The organism is Vibrio viridaestus, assembly GCF_003856525.1.
Taxonomy (GTDB): Bacteria; Pseudomonadota; Gammaproteobacteria; order Enterobacterales; family Vibrionaceae; genus Vibrio; species Vibrio viridaestus.
Genome location: NZ_RJVQ01000010.1, coordinates 14,047 through 31,780, shown reverse-complemented (window position 1 = coordinate 31,780; position 17,734 = coordinate 14,047). Strand labels below are relative to the sequence as shown.

At 43.9% G+C, this 17,734-nt stretch carries 18 protein-coding genes; 5 read left to right on the top strand and 13 right to left on the bottom strand.

What is annotated here, in order from left to right:
• Positions 1-159 precede the first annotated feature (159 nt).
• Together hupA and EES38_RS17630 are read left to right on the top strand one after the other, a co-directional pair.
• On the top strand, positions 160-432 hold the full coding sequence (hupA, locus tag EES38_RS17635) for a nucleoid-associated protein HU-alpha (protein ID WP_124938543.1): 273 nt from the start codon (positions 160-162) through the stop codon (positions 430-432).
• Between the two features lie 43 nt (positions 433-475).
• On the top strand, positions 476-1,168 hold the full coding sequence (locus EES38_RS17630; protein WP_124938542.1) for a DUF1481 domain-containing protein: 693 nt from the start codon (positions 476-478) through the stop codon (positions 1,166-1,168).
• 58 nt (positions 1,169-1,226) lie between these two features.
• Here the strand turns inward: EES38_RS17630 and purD are convergent, their stop codons facing one another.
• Positions 1,227-2,516: a phosphoribosylamine--glycine ligase gene (gene purD / locus EES38_RS17625; RefSeq protein ID WP_124938541.1), complete on the bottom strand. Its 1,290-nt coding sequence runs from the start codon at positions 2,514-2,516 to the stop codon at positions 1,227-1,229.
• A 107-nt stretch (positions 2,517-2,623) separates the two neighbouring features.
• Positions 2,624-4,216, bottom strand: coding sequence for a bifunctional phosphoribosylaminoimidazolecarboxamide formyltransferase/IMP cyclohydrolase (gene purH, locus EES38_RS17620; protein ID WP_124938540.1), 1,593 nt, complete (start codon positions 4,214-4,216; stop codon positions 2,624-2,626).
• 178 nt (positions 4,217-4,394) lie between these two features.
• On the opposite strand from purH, the gene zntR reads away from it, so the two are divergent.
• Both zntR and nhaA read left to right on the top strand, forming a co-directional pair.
• Positions 4,395-4,796 (top strand): Zn(2+)-responsive transcriptional regulator, encoded by a 402-nt coding sequence (zntR, locus tag EES38_RS17615; RefSeq protein WP_124938539.1) that lies wholly within the window; start codon positions 4,395-4,397, stop codon positions 4,794-4,796.
• Between the two features lie 106 nt (positions 4,797-4,902).
• On the top strand, positions 4,903-6,312 hold the full coding sequence (gene nhaA, locus EES38_RS17610; protein ID WP_124938538.1) for a Na+/H+ antiporter NhaA: 1,410 nt from the start codon (positions 4,903-4,905) through the stop codon (positions 6,310-6,312).
• 45 nt (positions 6,313-6,357) lie between these two features.
• Here nhaA and EES38_RS22720 read toward each other — a convergent pair whose 3' ends face one another.
• Both EES38_RS22720 and EES38_RS22345 read right to left on the bottom strand, forming a co-directional pair.
• Positions 6,358-6,561 (bottom strand): M20/M25/M40 family metallo-hydrolase, encoded by a 204-nt coding sequence (locus tag EES38_RS22720; protein WP_369333386.1) that lies wholly within the window; start codon positions 6,559-6,561, stop codon positions 6,358-6,360.
• Positions 6,562-6,576: 15 nt separating this feature from the next.
• Positions 6,577-6,969 (bottom strand): peptidase dimerization domain-containing protein, encoded by a 393-nt coding sequence (locus EES38_RS22345; protein WP_208020478.1) that lies wholly within the window; start codon positions 6,967-6,969, stop codon positions 6,577-6,579.
• Between the two features lie 186 nt (positions 6,970-7,155).
• Between EES38_RS22345 and EES38_RS17600 the strand changes: the two genes are divergently transcribed.
• The gene (locus EES38_RS17600; RefSeq protein WP_124938537.1) at positions 7,156-7,848 is read left to right on the top strand and encodes a CatB-related O-acetyltransferase; all 693 of its coding nucleotides are present in this window, start codon (positions 7,156-7,158) and stop codon (positions 7,846-7,848) included.
• Between the two features lie 89 nt (positions 7,849-7,937).
• Here EES38_RS17600 and fis read toward each other — a convergent pair whose 3' ends face one another.
• The 9 genes from fis to EES38_RS17555 form a co-directional block, all read right to left on the bottom strand.
• On the bottom strand, positions 7,938-8,234 hold the full coding sequence (gene fis / locus EES38_RS17595; protein WP_073585509.1) for a DNA-binding transcriptional regulator Fis: 297 nt from the start codon (positions 8,232-8,234) through the stop codon (positions 7,938-7,940).
• A gap of 19 nt (positions 8,235-8,253) precedes the next feature.
• Positions 8,254-9,228, bottom strand: a complete 975-nt coding sequence (gene dusB, locus EES38_RS17590) for a tRNA dihydrouridine synthase DusB (RefSeq protein WP_124938536.1) — start codon at positions 9,226-9,228, stop codon at positions 8,254-8,256.
• 136 nt (positions 9,229-9,364) lie between these two features.
• Complete coding sequence (gene prmA, locus EES38_RS17585) at positions 9,365-10,255, bottom strand: 50S ribosomal protein L11 methyltransferase (RefSeq protein WP_124938535.1); 891 nt, start codon at positions 10,253-10,255, stop codon at positions 9,365-9,367.
• 120 nt (positions 10,256-10,375) lie between these two features.
• Positions 10,376-11,719, bottom strand: a complete 1,344-nt coding sequence (gene accC, locus EES38_RS17580) for an acetyl-CoA carboxylase biotin carboxylase subunit (protein ID WP_124938534.1) — start codon at positions 11,717-11,719, stop codon at positions 10,376-10,378.
• 14 nt (positions 11,720-11,733) lie between these two features.
• Positions 11,734-12,192, bottom strand: coding sequence for an acetyl-CoA carboxylase biotin carboxyl carrier protein (gene accB / locus EES38_RS17575; RefSeq protein ID WP_124938533.1), 459 nt, complete (start codon positions 12,190-12,192; stop codon positions 11,734-11,736).
• A gap of 66 nt (positions 12,193-12,258) precedes the next feature.
• Positions 12,259-12,711 carry a type II 3-dehydroquinate dehydratase gene (aroQ, locus tag EES38_RS17570; protein WP_124938532.1) on the bottom strand — a complete coding sequence of 151 codons (453 nt, stop codon included), beginning with the start codon at positions 12,709-12,711 and terminating at the stop codon, positions 12,259-12,261.
• A 373-nt stretch (positions 12,712-13,084) separates the two neighbouring features.
• A complete protein-coding gene (gene acs / locus EES38_RS17565; RefSeq protein ID WP_124938531.1) occupies positions 13,085-15,034 on the bottom strand; it encodes an acetate--CoA ligase in 1,950 nt (649 codons plus the stop codon).
• 178 nt (positions 15,035-15,212) lie between these two features.
• Positions 15,213-15,839 carry a 3'-5' exonuclease gene (locus EES38_RS17560; RefSeq protein WP_124938530.1) on the bottom strand — a complete coding sequence of 209 codons (627 nt, stop codon included), beginning with the start codon at positions 15,837-15,839 and terminating at the stop codon, positions 15,213-15,215.
• Positions 15,840-15,850: 11 nt separating this feature from the next.
• Entirely contained in the window at positions 15,851-17,662 is a 1,812-nt protein-coding gene (locus EES38_RS17555) for a DUF294 nucleotidyltransferase-like domain-containing protein (RefSeq protein ID WP_124938529.1), read from the bottom strand.
• Between the last annotated feature and the right edge of the window lie 72 nt (positions 17,663-17,734).

Genomic DNA, 17,734 nt, shown 5'->3' with positions numbered 1-17,734 from the left:
GGTTCAGAAGTGAGATGGGTGTATAAATTGTGAGGCATAACCCACTTTATGGTTAAAAAATAGTCATTAGAGCGAACTTATGACGACAAACCTTTGCCAATCAGGGGCTTTTTGCTTTAGAGTGGTTTTAGTTCGATAACATATTAGAAGGGAAACCTAATGAACAAGACCCAATTAATCGACTTTATTGCAGAAAAAGCAGATCTTTCAAAAGTACAAGCTAAAGCAGCTCTTGAAGCAACTCTAGGCGCTGTAGAAGGTGCACTTAAAGAAGGTGACCAAGTTCAGCTAATTGGTTTTGGTACGTTTAAAGTAAATCACCGTGCCGCTCGCACTGGTCGCAATCCTAAGACTGGTGAAGAAATTCAAATTGCTGCAGCAAATGTTCCAGCATTTGTAGCAGGTAAAGCACTGAAAGACTCAGTGAACTAATCTATACTACGCCAAGACGATATGACTCTTGGCGTAGTTTTTTATGAAGCAATTTATACCCTCCCTGATTTTAGCCTTTGTTTTAACCGCTTGTTCTTCAACTAATACTTCTCTTGATACGGCTCAGATAGATCGATTTTCTGGTGGGCAAAGAGCTGGCGACTCTATCTCTTTGTTTTGGTATACCGAAAAAAACAGTACCGCATTCCAAGCTGCCGACACCGTGTTTTCTGGCGAGGATGGCTCATATCGTTCGACTTATTATTGGAGCCAGGGAAAGTTACAGGAAATCCTACGCTATGGGGAACAGCGCAATACGGCTGGAGAATTAGTGCCTTTTTCAGTACAGATTCGATTCTCCCAGGATGGCGAAGCTGTGTTCCAACGCTATCGTATCGATAAGAAAGTTCTTCCTCTTCAAGCGAAGCAGCTCGATCATTATCAGCAGCAAGCTTTTGATATCGCAAAAATGACTCGAGAGCAAAACAATAAAGGAAAACAGCTCTTCCAAGGTATTTGGAATGGTGAAACATTTGAGAGCTGTAAAAACCGTGAGTTTACCTCTATTGAGTTTAATCAGACCCTTCCTAGCTTTGTTATCCAGCGTTTATCTTCTCTTAATAACTACTTAGCTGTGTTAGGTCGAGCAAAAGGCTCAACACTGTATATCGATGAGCTATTGATTATTGATAGTGACGAGCATGGCTGTGTAGTTGAACCGGATCTGAAGCAGTAAAAAAGGGAAGCATGTGCTTCCCTTTTTAAATGATGTATCGGCAACAGAATCAAATGGTTTATTTGTTCTGCTCGCGAGCGATAGCGCGGTAGCCTATATCGGAACGGAAGAAAACCCCATCCCAAGTCACTTTTTTCGCCAGTTCATAAGCACGTTGCTGAGCTTCAGATACTGAGTTACCCAGAGCTGTTGCACAAAGAACTCGGCCGCCATTAGTCACAACCTGACCATCTTTGTCTGTAGTTCCTGCGTGGAAGACTTTCTCACCTTCAACATCTGTTGTTGGTAGGCCAGAAATGACGTCACCTTTGTTGTAACTACCAGGGTAGCCACCTGCAGCAAGTACGATACCGATTGATGCGCGGGGATCCCATTTCGATTCAGCTTGATCCAATTTGCCAGCAAGTGCGGCCTGACATAGTTCAACCATATCTGATTGCATACGCATCATGATAGGTTGAGTTTCTGGATCGCCAAAACGACAGTTGTATTCAATTACCTTTGGATTGCCTTCTCCATCGATCATCAGACCTGCATATAGGAAACCAGTATATGGGTGACCTTCTTTTGCCATGCCTTCAACGGTAGGGTAGATAACCTGCTCCATAATGCGGTCGTTCACTTCTTGAGTGACGACTGGGGCTGGAGAATACGCACCCATACCACCAGTGTTAGGACCAGTATCTTTATCGCCTACACGTTTGTGATCTTGACTGGTTGCCATTGGCAATACGTTTTTGCCATCAACCATAACGATGAAGCTTGCTTCTTCGCCTTCAAGGAACTCTTCGATTACCACGCGATGACCCGCGTCACCGAAAGCATTACCTGCCAGCATATCTTTTACTGCGTCTTCTGCTTCTTCAAGGGTCATTGCAACAATAACACCTTTACCAGCCGCTAAACCGTCAGCTTTAACGACAATTGGTGCACCTTGTTTACGCAGGTACTCAAGAGCCGGCTCTACTTCAGTAAAGTTAGAATAGGCTGCAGTAGGAATATTGTGACGAGCGAGAAAATCTTTAGTGAAAGCTTTTGAACCTTCAAGCTGAGCTGCGCCTTTAGTTGGACCAAAGATAGCAAGACCTGCTTTTTGGAAGGCATCAACCACACCAATAACTAATGGTGCTTCTGGGCCAACAATCGTTAGCTCAATCGCATTTTCTTGTGCGAATGCCAAGAGTCCATCGATATCTTCAACATCGATATTCACGTTCTTTACTTTTGTTTCCAGAGCAGAACCTGCGTTACCTGGAGCAACAAAGATAGTTTCAACCTGAGGGTTTTGTGCCACTTTCCAAGCTAGAGCGTGCTCGCGGCCGCCAGAACCAATAACAAGTACGTTCATAGGATGAGTTCCTTAATAGTATTCAGTGTTTCAGAATTCGTTTGAGAGATAAGAGTCAGAAGTCGATATTGTACTTCTGACCACTTAAAACTCGTTAACTTGGCTTATTAGTGTCTAAAGTGACGCATACCGGTGAAGACCATTGCCATACCGTGCTCGTCGGCTGCTGCAATAACTTCGTCATCACGCATAGAACCTCCTGGTTGGATAACACAGGTGATACCCGCTTCAGCCGCTGCATCAATACCATCACGGAATGGGAAGAATGCATCAGATGCCATTACCGAACCTTCTACTTTTAGACCTTCGTCTGCGGCTTTTATACCCGCAATTTTAGCAGAATAAACTCGGCTCATTTGGCCTGCACCCACACCAATTGTCATATCACCTTTAGCATAGACAATCGCATTCGATTTTACGTATTTTGCTACTTTCCAGCAGAACAGAGCATCTTTCAACTCTTCTTCTGATGGTTGACGTTTTGTCACGACTTTCAGATCGTCCAGAGCAACCATACCTTGGTCGCGGTCTTGAACGAGCAGACCACCGTTAACGCGTTTCACGTCAAAGCCAGTTGATTTTGCAGTCCATTCGCCACATTCAAGTAAACGAACGTTTTTCTTCGCTGCAACAATTTCAATGGCTTCTGCTGTAACTTTAGGAGCAATGATGACTTCAACAAACTGACGGTCAACAATCGCTTTAGCCGTTTCAGCGTCAAGCTCGCGGTTGAATGCGATAATACCGCCAAAGGCAGACGTTGGATCAGTCTGGAAAGCGCGGTTGTAAGCTTCTAGTATGTCGCTACCCAGAGCAACACCACAAGGGTTAGCGTGTTTTACAATAACACATGCTGGTTCAGCGAACTCTTTCACACACTCTAGAGCTGCGTCAGTATCCGCGATATTGTTGTATGACAGAGCTTTACCCTGAATTTGTTTTGCTGATGAAACGGAGCCATTTGCCGCATCACTTTCAACATAAAACGCAGCAGCCTGGTGACTGTTTTCACCGTAACGCATGTCTTGTTTTTTCTCGAATTGCATGTTGAATGTGCGAGGGAATTCAGACTCTTCGTCACCTTCTTTGTTCTCACCGTAAGATGGAACCATGGTGCCAAAGTAGTTTGCAATCATACCGTCGTAAGCTGCAGTATGTTCGAATGCTGCGATAGCTAAATCAAAACGAGTTTCCAGCGTTAGCGATTTATCGTTAGCGTCCATTTCGGCAACAACGCGATCATAGTCAGAGGCATTAACGACAATCGTTACGTCTTTATGGTTTTTCGCTGCAGAGCGGACCATTGTTGGACCACCGATATCGATGTTTTCAACCGCATCTTCTAGCCTACAACCTTCTTTCGCAACCGTTGCTGCGAATGGGTAAAGGTTAACAACAACCATGTCAATCGGTTGAATACCGTGTTTTTCCATGACGTCATCGTCCTGGCCACGACGACCTAGTACACCACCATGCACTTTAGGATGAAGCGTTTTTACGCGGCCATCCATCATTTCTGGAAAGCCTGTGTAGTCAGATACTTCAGTTACTGCGATGCCTTGCTCTGCTAAAAGACGGGCTGTACCGCCAGTAGATAGGATATCTACACCACGTTGAGTAAGTGCCTGGGCGAATTCTACAATTCCAGTTTTATCTGATACGCTGATCAGCGCACGGCGAATAGGACGAGCGTTATTCATGCTACGATGTTCCTCACATTCACGGAGTTAGTGTTAAAAAGTACTAAGCAAAAATCAGTGGCGCGTATTCTAACGAATTAATCACAAAAAAGCTCGCGCAATCGTTTGGCATCGGGAAAATATTTCCGAATTAGCGTATTTTAAATCATAGTTGTTATTAAATTGTATAGGATTTCAGATGTTTCAGATCGGGGAATTGGCGAAGCGCTGTGGGGTGACAACTGAAACTCTACGGTTTTATGAAAAGAACCAGCTTATCACTCCGGATAGTCGGAGTGAGTCAGGGTATCGGCTTTACTCAACAGAGAGTGAAAAGCAGATTAAGTTTATTCTAAAAGCAAAATCCCTTGGACTGTCTTTAGATGAAATTCGAGAGCTGCTCGGTATCCGGCTAGAAGCAACTGAACATAGTTGTGCGGAAGTCAAAGCTATTACAACTGCAAAATTGTCGGTGATTGATGACAAAATCAAAGACCTGCAACGAATTCGCCAAGCGCTGAAAAAAATCAACGACGCCTGCTGTGGAGAAGCCGATGATGACGCTAGTCATTGCTCCATTTTAGAAGCGTTGGAGCAGTAAACCAAACACTTACTGGGGAATATTCGCAAATTTGATATGAAAGTTACATCTTGAGATGTCACAATAGAAAGCGTGTATTATCAAAAGATAAGGATACTCCGGTTCTATGAATACATCTCAAACATCAAATCAAGATGCGAAACAAGCTCAGTGCGACATTCGGCCGCCTTTAGAAAAATCGTTTAGCCATTATGTCAGGCAGCCCTTTCAGAATTTTGTCTCTAATCAGACGACGGGAGCCATGCTGCTTCTCGCTGCAACCATTCTTGCGCTTTATTTGTCTAACTCAGAGTTTTCTCATGCCTACCATGCGCTAGAGGATATTAAGCTCGGGTTCTTTGCGGATAATACTAGTTTTGAGCTCAGTGCGCATGAATGGATCAACGATGGCCTGATGGTGTTGTTCTTCTTTATGTTGGGCTTGGAAGTTAAACGCGAGTTCATTGCCGGAGAGCTGAGTTCCATCAAAGCGTCGTCCGCAGTTATCATGGCTGCTATCGGGGGGATGGTATGTCCCGCTTTGATATACAGTCTGCTCAATTTTTCCGGTGAGGGAAGCGGCGGTTGGGGTGTGCCTATGGCAACTGATACTGCGTTTGCTCTTGGGGTAATGGCATTACTCGGTGGAAAGGTTAATCCCAGTCTAAAGATTTTTCTGGTCGCTCTTGCTATCGTCGATGATATTGGCTCCGTTATTGTCATTGCTATCTTTTACACCGATCAGATTATGTGGAACTCGGTCGCAATTGCTGCAGTATTTCTGGTCGCTTTAGTTTTGCTAAATCGGTTCGGTATTCGTGGAGCCATTTGGTATGTTATATGCTCATTGGGGCTGTGGTATTTTGTCCTCGAATCAGGGATTCACGCGACAATGGCGGGTGTCTTGGCTGCGCTGACGATTCCGGCTCGTCCGACTGTTCATCCTGTGCACTTGGCGAAGTCGATGCATCACGCCGCGGGAGATATTGATAAAAGTATGCAAGACTCTCCAATCGAACCTCAGGAAATTCTTGGTGATGAGGAAAAAGACTCAAGATTAAGTCACATAGAACGTAAAGCTCGTTTAACCAGAACGCCGTTAAGAATCTGGGAAGACTTGCTCGATAAACCCGTGAGTTTGTTTGTTGTACCGATTTTCGCTTTCTTAAATGCGGGGACAACCGTGAGTCAGAAAGCCATTGAAGATATGAGCAGCTCTCCCATCGCATGGGGTGTCATTCTCGGTTTAGTGGTTGGCAAGCCGATAGGGATTTTCTCTCTTACTTGGCTGTCTGTGAAAACAGGAATAGGGCAGCTTAGTAATTCATTAACGTTCAAGGAAATCTTTGGTCTCGCTATACTGGCAGGAATGGGATTTACGATGTCGATGTTTGTTGCATTATTAGGCTTTGAGTCTAGCCAAGAACATTTGATTAGCGCGAAGCTGGGCATTATGTTGGCGACGGTTATTGCGGGGGTTTTAGGCTATCTATGGCTGCGGTTTGTTACGCCTTACCAAGAGGAATCTAACACCTGATTATCAACGATGCCCGGACAAACGCTACCGGGCATCTCTTATCTGTTAACGCATCCAGATCCGCAGCCGCTCAAGCATATCAGTACAACGATTAAGCTGCTCAACGGTAACGAACTCATCGGGTTTATGTCCTTGCTCCATACTGCCAGGCCCACACACCAGTGTTGCAATACCAGCTTCATCAAAGAGTCCTCCTTCAGTACCGAAAGCAACGGTATCGAAATCATCGCATTGGCTCCACTGTGCAATCAGCTGAGCGAACTGCTATTGCGGGTCTGTAAGTAACGGCGGGTATTCTGCCAGAGTCTCAATCTGAATGTGGGCATTAGGATGAACTTCTTTCATTACGGGCTGAAATTTACTCTCAGCGTAATCCTGAAGGCTATTGAAGGTATCAGCGGCATTGTTGCCTGGTAAATAGCGCATCTCAATATCAAAATAGCAAAACTCGGGAACAATATTAAGCGCACTGCCTCCCTGGATTACCCCCGTTTGTAACGTACTATAAGAGGGAACGAATCGCTTATCCTGCTGTTCTTTTAATGGCTCAGCAAGCTCATTCACCTTACAGATAAGTTTTGCGGCGTATTCGATGGCATTAACTCCTTCAGGCGCGTAAGCCGAGTGGCAGGCGTGGCCGTGCACTTTACAGCGCATAGCGGCTTTTCTGGAGAAGAGTACCACTCAGTATTAAACCACTATTTAGAGCCTCAATATATTGATATTGAGGTTTTTATTTTCCATCTAGGTTGAACTTAAATACTTTTAAATAAATAATAAAAATAATTAAAAATAAAATGATATTGTTTTTTATAAAACAAAAGTAGCGGTGTGTAAGGTTCAATGAGAAAACTGATTCTGAGTATTAATCAACGAAAGCAGCTCTCTCTCAATAATATAACAGTGAAGAGAAAGTGGTGGAAAAAACTACGGTGCGGCGACAAGCCAATCGAAATCGAACCGTATTGTAATTTTGAAAGAAGTAGTACTGTTTGGGAAATGGGCGCATTTTCTTATTCACACTCTGCTTTACCTGTCGATGCTACTGTTGGGCGTTATTGTTCTATCGCATCTGATCTTTGGGTAATGGAACATCAGCATCCAACAGATCGATTTACTACCTCACCAATTAGCTATGAGCGTAATGTCTTTGGGTTGGATGGCCAGCTTAACTCTGTAGATATGCAGTCTACAGGGCCAATTACTATTAAAAACGATGTTTGGATCGGAAGGTTTGTTACATTAAAACCGGGTATAACCATTGGCAATGGGGCAATTATCGCTGCTAATTCAGTTGTAACGAAAGATGTTCCGGATTATGCAATTGTTGGCGGTGTACCTGCGAAAGTAATCAGGTTCCGATTTGAGCCGTCAATAATAGATGAGCTATTAAAGCTGGAGTGGTGGAAATACTCATGCCTTGAGTTCGCTGATTTGAAAATGGATACGAATATCTTAGACTTTATTGAGCAAATAAAAACACGGGTAAGGAATAGTGAACTAGAGCTTTTTCAGCCTAATCCTGTTGTGATTTAGATGATGAGAACGAATTTACTTGTGTGAAATAAAAAAGACTTAACATATCAATGTTAAGTCTTTTAGATCAATAGCTTAAAAACTAAGTCTTAGTTCATGCCGTATTTCTTTAGCTTCTTACGAAGCGTACCACGGTTGATACCCATCATGTTAGCAGCACGAGTCTGGTTACCACGAGTGTATTGCATGATGGTATCTAGCAGAGGTTGCTCTACTTCAGCTAGAACTAATTCGTATAGCTCTGTTACTTCTTGGCCATTTAATTGAGCAAGATAGTTTTTAAGAGATGCTTTAACGGAGTCACGTAAAGGCTTTTGCGTGATTTGATCTTGTGAAGTTACTGTTGTTACTGTTAAAGCTTCTGAAGTCAGATTTTGTTCGAACATATTCGGTCTAGCTCTTCTCTTAATTATATGATGCAACTTTATCAAAATAACCTTCGAGTGCTTCCAGTTGTAGCTCTGCTACTTCTATGGCATTGAAGGTACGGCGAAACTCACTTGCCTGTTCATGCTCTTTCAGATACCAACCAACGTGCTTGCGCGCAATTCGTGGTCCCAGAAACTCTCCGTAAAACCCATGGAGAGCGTGAACATGCCCAAGCAATATTTCCTTCACCTCCGATATCGGAAGTGGCGGCATCGTGATGCCGTTTTCCAAAAAATGATGGATTTCATTAAAAATCCATGGACGTCCTTGTGCAGGTCGTCCAACCATTAAAGCGTCAGCGCTGGTGTAATCCAGTACATACTTCGCTTTCTCAGGACTGTCGATATCGCCATTAGCAATAACCGGAATCGAGATCGCTTGTTTGACCGCTTTAATGCTGTCGTATTCTGCCTCTCCCTTGTACATACACGTACGGGTTCTACCGTGTAGAGCCAGTGCCTGTATGCCGCAGTCTTCGGCTACTTTAGCAATGTGGACACAGTTTTTATTGTCTGTATCCCATCCTGTACGGGTTTTTAACGTCACAGGGACATCAACGGCATTCACTACTGCTTTTAGAATATCTTCTATCAGCTCGGGATAACGTAGGAGTGCTGAACCCGCCAGTTTTTTGTTCACTTTCTTTGCGGGACAACCCATATTGATATCGATGATTTGCGCACCGTTCTCAACACTGAATTGTGCGGCCTCTGCCATAAGCTGAGGATCGCTTCCTGCAATTTGTACAGAGCGAATACCCGATTCGGCCTCATGTACCATGCGCTGTTTCGATTTAGATGTTTTCCAGAGTGCTGGATTGGATGACATCATTTCACTGACAGCCATTCCGGCACCGTATCGAAGACACAACTCGCGAAAGGGTCTATCCGTTACTCCCGCCATTGGGGCAAGGATAAGCTTATTCTTAAGTTGGTAGTTTCCGATCTTCAAAACGTCTTAAATGTTCTTTAACAGCAAGGGCGCGCATTTTACGCATTTTTTCGCGCCCTGAAAAGACTATTATTTGAGCATTTACAATTTGTTTTTGTAAATTGTTTATTTTTCAGTCAATTAGAAAATAAACTGATCAAACTTTATTCTTTATGCCTGAAATACGGCACCATTCGCTCTGCTCTACGATAGGATCAAGCGTTAGTTCGTCACTGTAGTACGTCGCAACATCTTGCGCCTGAGTATCGAGTACGCCAGACATGGCTAGCATACCTGAAGGTTTCAGTAGTCCTTTAATCACTGGAGAAAGTTCACGCAAAGGTCCGGCGAGGATGTTTGCTACAACCACATCGGCTTGAAGGTTCTCTGGCTGAGCTTGCGGTAAGTACACTTCAAGTAGCTCTTCTACACCATTACGCTGAGCATTATCACGTGATGCGATTAATGCTTGAGGATCGATATCAATACCGATGACTTTAGCTGCTCCGAGCTTAATGGCCGCGATCGCAAGAATGCCAGAACCACAACCAAAGTCGATTACCGTTTTACCTTGCAGGTCTAATCCATCTAACCATTCAAGACAGAGCGCTGTTGTCGGGTGAGTGCCTGTACCAAATGCAAGACCAGGGTCGAGCATGACATTAACAGCATCAGGTTCAGGAATTTCTCTCCAGCTAGGACAAACCCATAGGCGCTGACCGAACTTCATTGGGTGGAAGTTATCCATCCATTCACGTTCCCAGTCTTTATCTTCAATCTGCTCTACTTTATGAGCGAAATCATCAGCGAGTAGACCGAATTCCTTTATTTGTCTGAGGATGAGGCTAGTATCGGCCTCTGCGTCGTATAGCGCTAAAATGTCAGTATCACCCCATAAACGAGTTTCTCCAGGCAGAGGCTCAAATACAGGTGTATCTTTGGCATCAAGAAAGGTGACCGAAAGGGCTCCAGTCTCTTCCATCAACTTATCACCGATAATCTCGGCGTTTTCATTGGTTGCATTAAGCTTTATTTGTATCCAAGGCATAGCTGTGACCTGTCTAAAAAGTGATTTGGCGCAGAGTGTAGCAGATGTTATTGCGTTTGTCTGATGACAAAAAAGCCTGCTGGAAGCAGGCTTTTGGCATGCAATATAATAAAATCTATGTTACTGCAGACCGAGTTTCTTCTCTAGATAGTGGATATTCGCACCACCATGCTGGAAGTTTTCGTCGTTCATGATAGATGACTGTAGTGAAATGTTGGTCTTGATACCGTCAAGAATCATTTCGTTCAATGCATTTTTCATTCTGGCAATCGCTACATCACGGTTTTCACCGTAAGTGATCAGCTTACCGACCATTGAGTCGTAATACGGCGGAACGGTATAGCCAGTGTAGATGTGAGACTCCCAACGGACGCCCATACCACCTGGAGAGTGGAACTGAGTGATCTTACCTGGCGATGGAAGGAACTTCTCTGGATCTTCTGCGTTGATACGACATTCGATAGCATGGCCGCGAATTTTGATATCGTCCTGAGTGAACGATAGTGGCTGACCTGCTGCAATACGAAGTTGCTCTTTAATGATGTCAACACCGGTAACCATTTCAGTTACTGGGTGTTCAACCTGAACACGGGTGTTCATTTCAATAAAGTAGAACTCGCCGTTTTCGTATAGAAATTCAAAAGTACCCGCACCGCGATAACCGATCTCGATACACGCTCGTGTACAACGCTCACCGATGTACTTACGCATTTCTTCAGTAATACCAGGGGCCGGAGCTTCTTCAACTACTTTCTGGTGACGACGCTGCATTGAACAGTCACGTTCACCTAAGTGAATTGCATTACCTTGACCATCAGCAAGAACCTGAACTTCAACGTGACGAGGGTTTTCAAGGTATTTCTCCATGTAAACCATATCATTGTTGAATGCCGCTTTTGCTTCCGCACGTGTCATGCTTATGGCGTTGACCAGTTCGCCTTCGTTACGAACAACTCGCATACCACGACCGCCGCCGCCGCCAGAGGCTTTGATAATAACCGGATAGCCGATGCGTTTTGCAAATGTTTTGTTCTTAGCTTCATCATTGTCCAAAGGACCGTCAGAACCTGGTACGCAAGGAACGCCTGCTTTTTTCATTGCATTGATCGCTGACACTTTGTCACCCATCAGGCGAATAGTCTCAGCACGAGGACCAACAAAAATGAATCCTGATTGCTCTACTTGCTCAGCAAAGTCAGCATTTTCAGACAAGAAACCATAACCAGGGTGAATTGCAATTGCCCCTGTGACTTCAGCAGCAGAAATAAGACGTGGAATATTCAGGTAGCTATCAATACTGCGTGGTGGACCAATACAGATAGATTCGTCTGCCAACAGTACGTGCTTCAGATCACGGTCAGCAGTCGAGTGTACTGCCACCGTTTTAATGCCTAATTCTTTACATGCGCGAAGAATACGAAGTGCGATTTCACCTCGGTTCGCGATGACTATTTTATCTAACATGGTTAAAACCCCGTTTATTCGATAACAACTAGTGGTTGGTCGAACTCAACAGGTTGGCCATCTTCAACAAGAATCGCAGTGACAACGCCTGCTTTGTCTGCTTCGATTTGGTTCATCATTTTCATCGCTTCAACGATGCAAAGAGTATCACCAACTTTTACACTTTGACCCACAGCTACGAACGGTTTTGCGTCAGGACTTGGAGCTCCATAGAAAGTACCTACCATTGGAGAGAGTACTTTGTGCCCAGCAGGAGCTGCCGGTGCTGCAGGTGTCGATTCAGCAACTGGTGCTGCTGGCGCCACAGGTGCAGCTAGAGGAGCAGGAGCTGCGTATTGAATTGGTGCTTGGGCTACAGGTGCAGTGCTGTTGCGACTGATGCGAACCGACTCTTCACCTTCAGAAATTTCCAGCTCAGCGATTCCAGATTCTTCAACTAATTCGATAAGCTTCTTGATTTTACGAATATCCATTGTGCTCATTTCTCTATTTTTATCTCATGACTAGACAGTCTCAAAAGAGACTGTTCATTGTTTTAGTTAGTGACTGCTCTTCAGTGTAGTCACAGCTGAAGACAGTGCAAATTCGTATCCTTGCGCACCCAAGCCACAGATGACCCCCTTCGCTTTATCCGAAAGATAGGAGTGATGGCGAAAATTTTCTCTGGCATGAATATTTGATAGGTGCACTTCGATAAAAGGAATGGCGACACCGAGCAATGCATCCCGAATGGCGACACTGGTATGAGTGAACGCGCCCGGATTAATAATGATAAAATCCACTTTCTGGAAAGCACTGTGTATCGCTTCGATGATTTCGTACTCACGGTTTGACTGAAGATGTTCCAGTTCAACGTCGGCCTTTTTTGCCTGTTCCTCAAGAGTTGAAACGATGCTCTCTAAAGTTTGTGAACCGTAGTGAGCAGGCTCTCTTAGTCCTAGTAAGTTCAAATTTGGACCATTAAGGACAAGGATTCGGAATTTTGCTGACATTGTGCTGTTATCTTCCTCTATTGTGGTACCTAAACATCATAATCACTTATTTTCCAAAATGACATAGCATTTTTGTCAAAAAATAGGCGAAAAATAATGAAACCTTCAAGATTATAGCTAATTCAATACAAATAGCAGCAATTTACTGGTCTTATCACCGATAAATCTCACACTGTTAGTGTGATCTTTCATTGTTGAATATGTGCGGGATTATTATCTTAAATTGGACAAATATAGGTAGAGAGACCACTATTTGAGCTGTTTGTTCCCTGAAAATAATAAAAATGTGAAGGTTATTACGCTGATGAAAAAAAGCCTCCAGTAAATAACCGGAGGCACTCTTTTTACTGGAGGTTCAAATTGTAAGCAGAGTTTACTTACCCAACTCTGATTTCTCGGAGATAAGTTTATCGACCACGCTCGGGTCGGCTAGGGTGGAAGTATCACCTAAGTTACTGGTATCTCCCGTTGCGATTTTACGTAGAATTCGACGCATAATTTTACCTGAACGCGTTTTAGGGAGTGCGTCGGTCCAGTGCAGAATATCCGGTGTTGCGATCGGACCTATTTCCTTCCTGACCCAATCTTTCACTTCTTTATGTAATTCAGTCGAAGGATAGACACCATCGTTAAGAGTAATATACGCATAAATCGCCTGACCTTTAATATTGTGCGGGATACCAACGACAGCAGCTTCGGCTATCTTATCAAAGGCGACCAGAGCGGATTCGATTTCGGCGGTACCCATTCTGTGTCCTGATACATTCAGTACATCGTCAACACGGCCCGTGATCCAGTAGTAGCCATCCTCGTCTCGTTTTGCGCCGTCACCTGTAAAATACATACCTTTGAAGGTGGAAAAGTACGTTTGCTCAAAACGTTCGTGATCGCCATAAACGGTACGCATCTGGCCCGGCCACGAGTCTAGAATGACCAAGTTTCCTTCGTTTGCGCCTTCGACCAGATTACCTGAGTTATCGACTAATGCAGGTTGAACGCCGAAGAAAGGTCTCGTTGCTGAGCCTGGCTTTAAATCTGTCGCGCCAGGGAGAGGGGTAATAAGAATACCGCCAGTCTCTGTCTGCCACCACGTATCAACAATGGGGCACTGTTCGTTACCAATGGTGCGATAATACCATTCCCACGCTTCGGGATTTATCGGTTCTCCAACGGAGCCCATGACTCTCAGCGTACTGCGGGAGGTTCCTTGTATTGCTTCATCGCCTTTGGCCATTAGAGCTCTAATGGCAGTTGGTGCGGTATAAAGCAGGTTTACCTGATGCTTGTCGATAACTTCGCTCATTCTGCTAGTGTTAGGGTAATTAGGTACACCTTCAAATAAAATTGTTTTTGCCCCATTCACCAGTGGACCATAAACCATGTATGTGTGTCCGGTGATCCAACCAACATCAGCAGTACACCAGTACACTTCACCTGGCTGGTAATCGAAGATGTACTTGAATGTCATTGCCGCGTATACCAGATAACCGCCAGTGGTATGAAGAACACCTTTGGGTTGCCCTGTTGATCCTGATGTATAGAGAATAAATAAGGGGTCTTCCGCTTTCATTTCTTCAGGAGCACATGTTGAAGACATGGTTGATACGGCCTCGTGCCACCAGACATCCCTATGCTCATGCCAGGCAACTTCAGCTCCGGTTCGTTTGAAAACGAATACACTCGATACGGTTTTTACTTTAGGATTCGTTAGTGCCTCGTCGACATTTTTCTTAAGAGGAACGGTTCGTCCTCCACGAACACCTTCGTCTGCGGTGATTACCATTTTCGCGTCTGAGTCGACAATACGCCCAGCAAGCGCTTCGGGAGAAAAACCACCAAAAACGACGGTATGTACAGCGCCGATTCTCGCACAAGCCAGCATAGCAACGGCTGCTTCTGGAACCATTGGCATGTAGAGGCAGACTACATCACCCTTTTTGATTCCTTGCTCTTTAAGGGCGTTGGATAATTTACAAACATCGTCATGAAGTTCCTGAAATGTTATCGTTGCATCATCATTAGGGTCGTCACCTTCCCAGATGATCGCCACGTCATTCGCGTGTTTTTCAAGATGGCGATCAATACAATTAGCCGCTACGTTCAATGTACCATCTTCAAACCAACGAATATCGACATGGCCTGTATCGAACGATGTGTGTTTCACTTTGGTAAAGGGCTTGATCCAATCAACGATTTTTCCGTGTTCAGACCAAAATCCTTCTGGGTCTTGAACGGACTGCTTATACATAGACAGGTATGTGTCGTTATCCGCGTGAGCATTAATTTTGATCTGTTCTTTAACCGGATATACGTGTTCACTCATGACATCTTCTCCTTATGAAAACCCGATATTGGCGCTGACGATGATGTATTTTTTAGTGTGTGAGTCAGTGTCATTTATTGATATTAACTGTTGTTCAGATGAGCCGATTCCTCAATTAGACTTTTGGCTAAGTGCTCGAGATCACTAAAAAAGTCATTTGAAATTGAGTGCTTTCTGATTAATGACTGATGAGAGTGCTAGGGAGATCACCTTTGGTCAGGCGAACAAAAATAAGTGCGGCGGCGATGGCGTCTTGTAATGCATCGTGTTTATTGTGATGCGGTAAATCTAGGTGTTTACAAATGGCTTCAAGGCTTAGATCGAAATAGGCATTTGGTAACAATCTCTCCAATTGGTCATGATAGATCTGACTGACTTCTATTAGTTTGTTGGGTAGAGGAAACCCCAGTTGACGCTGACAAGCGATATCAAGAATCGATTTATCATAACGGATATGATATCCAACCAACGGGCGGTTGCCGATAAATTGTAATAGTTGAATTAACGCCTCTTTTTCGGATACACCATTGGTTAAATCATTATGTCGGATATGATGAATTTTGACCGAGTCTTCATTGAGAGATTGGGGCGCGGCTAAGCGAATCTCAAATGACGAGCTGATTAAAATCCGGTTATCGACAATTTTTGTCGCAGCGATCGATACCAGTTCCGCTCGCTGAGGGTTAAGACTGGTGGTTTCACAATCGAGAGAGACTAATTCCTGACCTCTATAGGGCTTGAACAAGTCGCGATAAGCTGAATTAGCGAGCTTGTAATACCAGTACTTTCGTCTTAGTGGATTCATGATTACGCCCTTTAATCTCTTATCTGATAGTGGTAACTCAGCCATTCTTTGAATTTTTTGACGACATGAAGACCATGACGAAGTAGGTCGCGCTCCATTCGCTCCATTCTTTCTATCTGGATCTGATTTGTTTGAGTCGGGTTATCAATCTGCTGAGCTAAACGAAATTTAATGAACAGTTTTAACGCCTCACTAAGGTTATCTGCAGTTTCCTGCTCAAGTACATGAAGTTCGACTAAGGTATTGAGACGATCAAACGTATTGGTGGCCTGGATACCATAATCGAGGCTTAGCGCTCTTACTCCGTGAACGATAGGAAAAATGCCACCTTGTTTGATGTCTATTCCTTCTTTTGAACTTTTGACGTTGCCGAACAGAGTTAATGGCAACGAGAAATTTAATGCAGGACGAGTGAATTCACTTAATAACGCTTCTTTACCTTTGGTCAGTGTAATTAAAGCCTGTTTGACAGCTGAAAACATACTTTCATTTCCTGCGATGGGAGCGGCGTCGGTCAGAATCGCTAATTTCATCATATTTTCTCCAGAAGGCTTTTTCACCCACTGAGTGACCGAATTGACCCAACCTGCATTTGTTTTTACCCATTCTCTATTGCTGACCATAATATTGCCTGGACATGGAGGGTAACCAAGCTGAAGTAGAGTATGAGTAAATTTCTCTACGATAGGCCGGAGTGTATCCCATGTTAGGTTTTCATCTATGATTAGGGCGTTATCCTGATCGGTTTTTAGAATTTGCTCTCCGCGACCTTCGGAGCCTAATACCATTAAGCAGCATTGCTCTTGTATTTCTGGGGGAAAAACTAATTCAAACGCTTTTTCTATGATTTGTTCGTTAACCGTAGCGATCAGTTCGACCATAAAGCGGGTACGAATGCCATTTTTAATCAGGTTTCGCACTAATTGTTGCTGTTGATGGGAGGCAATAATCAGTTCTTCAATACTGGATGAGCGAGCAATACTGAGAGTCAGAACATGGGAATGTGTCGAGAAACTGCTCAATACCTGAGTCATATCCAATAGACCAACTGCGTTGTTGGCTTGTGTGACCATAAGCCTTTTAACCTTCGAACGCAGCATGGTAATCAGTGCATTAAATAGAAAATCCCCTTTTTCTATAGATTGAACGGGTGCGGTCGCAATATGGCTAACGCTTTCGTCCTGAGTCATTTGGTTGATTACCAGAGCATGAAGCATATCGGTTCGGGTAATGATGCCGTAGCTTGGATAGTATTGAGGTTCATTCTCTTTAAGACGAACTAATGCCGCGTCTACGTTATGCTCTTTCATCATAAGAGTTGCTTGAGTCAAAGTGCAATCAGGATCAAGTATTGTGGGCGGATAATAAATAGAATCATCGACCTTCGTTAAAATAAACTCCGCAAGGTTTTGCTGCTGATGGGCTGCGTCCAGTAGGACCTGACGATTGGCGAGATTATTGTCAAAGTAAGCCGCAAACTCTCCATTTTTTTTATAGAGTGATAAGAAAATAGTTTTGGGTAATAAATAGGTTAAGGTATCTTCCAGAGCGATATAATCATGTTTGCTATGAAGGTCAAACATAGCTCGTACATCAAATAGGTCATCATTGGTATAGTGTGCAAAGACCTCTTTTTTATCTTCAGATCGCTCTTCCACAACTCCTTTTATCAGCAGAAAAAGGTGCGTGCTGGACTCGTTAGCATTGAGCAACTTTTGTTGGCTGCGATAATAGGCAACATCGAGAGAACTCCGCAGAGTTTTCTGTTCTTCATCAGACAACCTGTCAAAAGGTGGAGATTGCATATTAAATTTGTCTGGCATCGGCAAATAATCCATCCCTAACTAAACTCTGATGAATTAATTGTGGCTAACTTTATCGCTATCTCCAGACGA

Excerpts from the sequence above, each read along its gene's own strand:
- hupA (WP_124938543.1), top strand. The coding sequence starts at position 160 with ATGAACAAGACCCAATTAATCGACTTTATTGCAGAAAAAGCAGATCTT.
- EES38_RS17630 (WP_124938542.1), top strand. The coding sequence starts at position 476 with ATGAAGCAATTTATACCCTCCCTGATTTTAGCCTTTGTTTTAACCGCT.
- purD (WP_124938541.1), bottom strand. The coding sequence starts at position 2,516 with ATGAACGTACTTGTTATTGGTTCTGGCGGCCGCGAGCACGCTCTAGCT.
- purH (WP_124938540.1), bottom strand. The coding sequence starts at position 4,216 with ATGAATAACGCTCGTCCTATTCGCCGTGCGCTGATCAGCGTATCAGAT.
- zntR (WP_124938539.1), top strand. The coding sequence starts at position 4,395 with ATGTTTCAGATCGGGGAATTGGCGAAGCGCTGTGGGGTGACAACTGAA.
- nhaA (WP_124938538.1), top strand. The coding sequence starts at position 4,903 with ATGAATACATCTCAAACATCAAATCAAGATGCGAAACAAGCTCAGTGC.
- EES38_RS22345 (WP_208020478.1), bottom strand. The coding sequence starts at position 6,969 with ATGCGCTGTAAAGTGCACGGCCACGCCTGCCACTCGGCTTACGCGCCT.
- EES38_RS17600 (WP_124938537.1), top strand. The coding sequence starts at position 7,156 with ATGAGAAAACTGATTCTGAGTATTAATCAACGAAAGCAGCTCTCTCTC.
- fis (WP_073585509.1), bottom strand. The coding sequence starts at position 8,234 with ATGTTCGAACAAAATCTGACTTCAGAAGCTTTAACAGTAACAACAGTA.
- prmA (WP_124938535.1), bottom strand. The coding sequence starts at position 10,255 with ATGCCTTGGATACAAATAAAGCTTAATGCAACCAATGAAAACGCCGAG.
- accC (WP_124938534.1), bottom strand. The coding sequence starts at position 11,719 with ATGTTAGATAAAATAGTCATCGCGAACCGAGGTGAAATCGCACTTCGT.
- accB (WP_124938533.1), bottom strand. The coding sequence starts at position 12,192 with ATGGATATTCGTAAAATCAAGAAGCTTATCGAATTAGTTGAAGAATCT.
- aroQ (WP_124938532.1), bottom strand. The coding sequence starts at position 12,711 with ATGTCAGCAAAATTCCGAATCCTTGTCCTTAATGGTCCAAATTTGAAC.
- acs (WP_124938531.1), bottom strand. The coding sequence starts at position 15,034 with ATGAGTGAACACGTATATCCGGTTAAAGAACAGATCAAAATTAATGCT.
- EES38_RS17560 (WP_124938530.1), bottom strand. The coding sequence starts at position 15,839 with ATGAATCCACTAAGACGAAAGTACTGGTATTACAAGCTCGCTAATTCA.
- EES38_RS17555 (WP_124938529.1), bottom strand. The coding sequence starts at position 17,662 with ATGCCAGACAAATTTAATATGCAATCTCCACCTTTTGACAGGTTGTCT.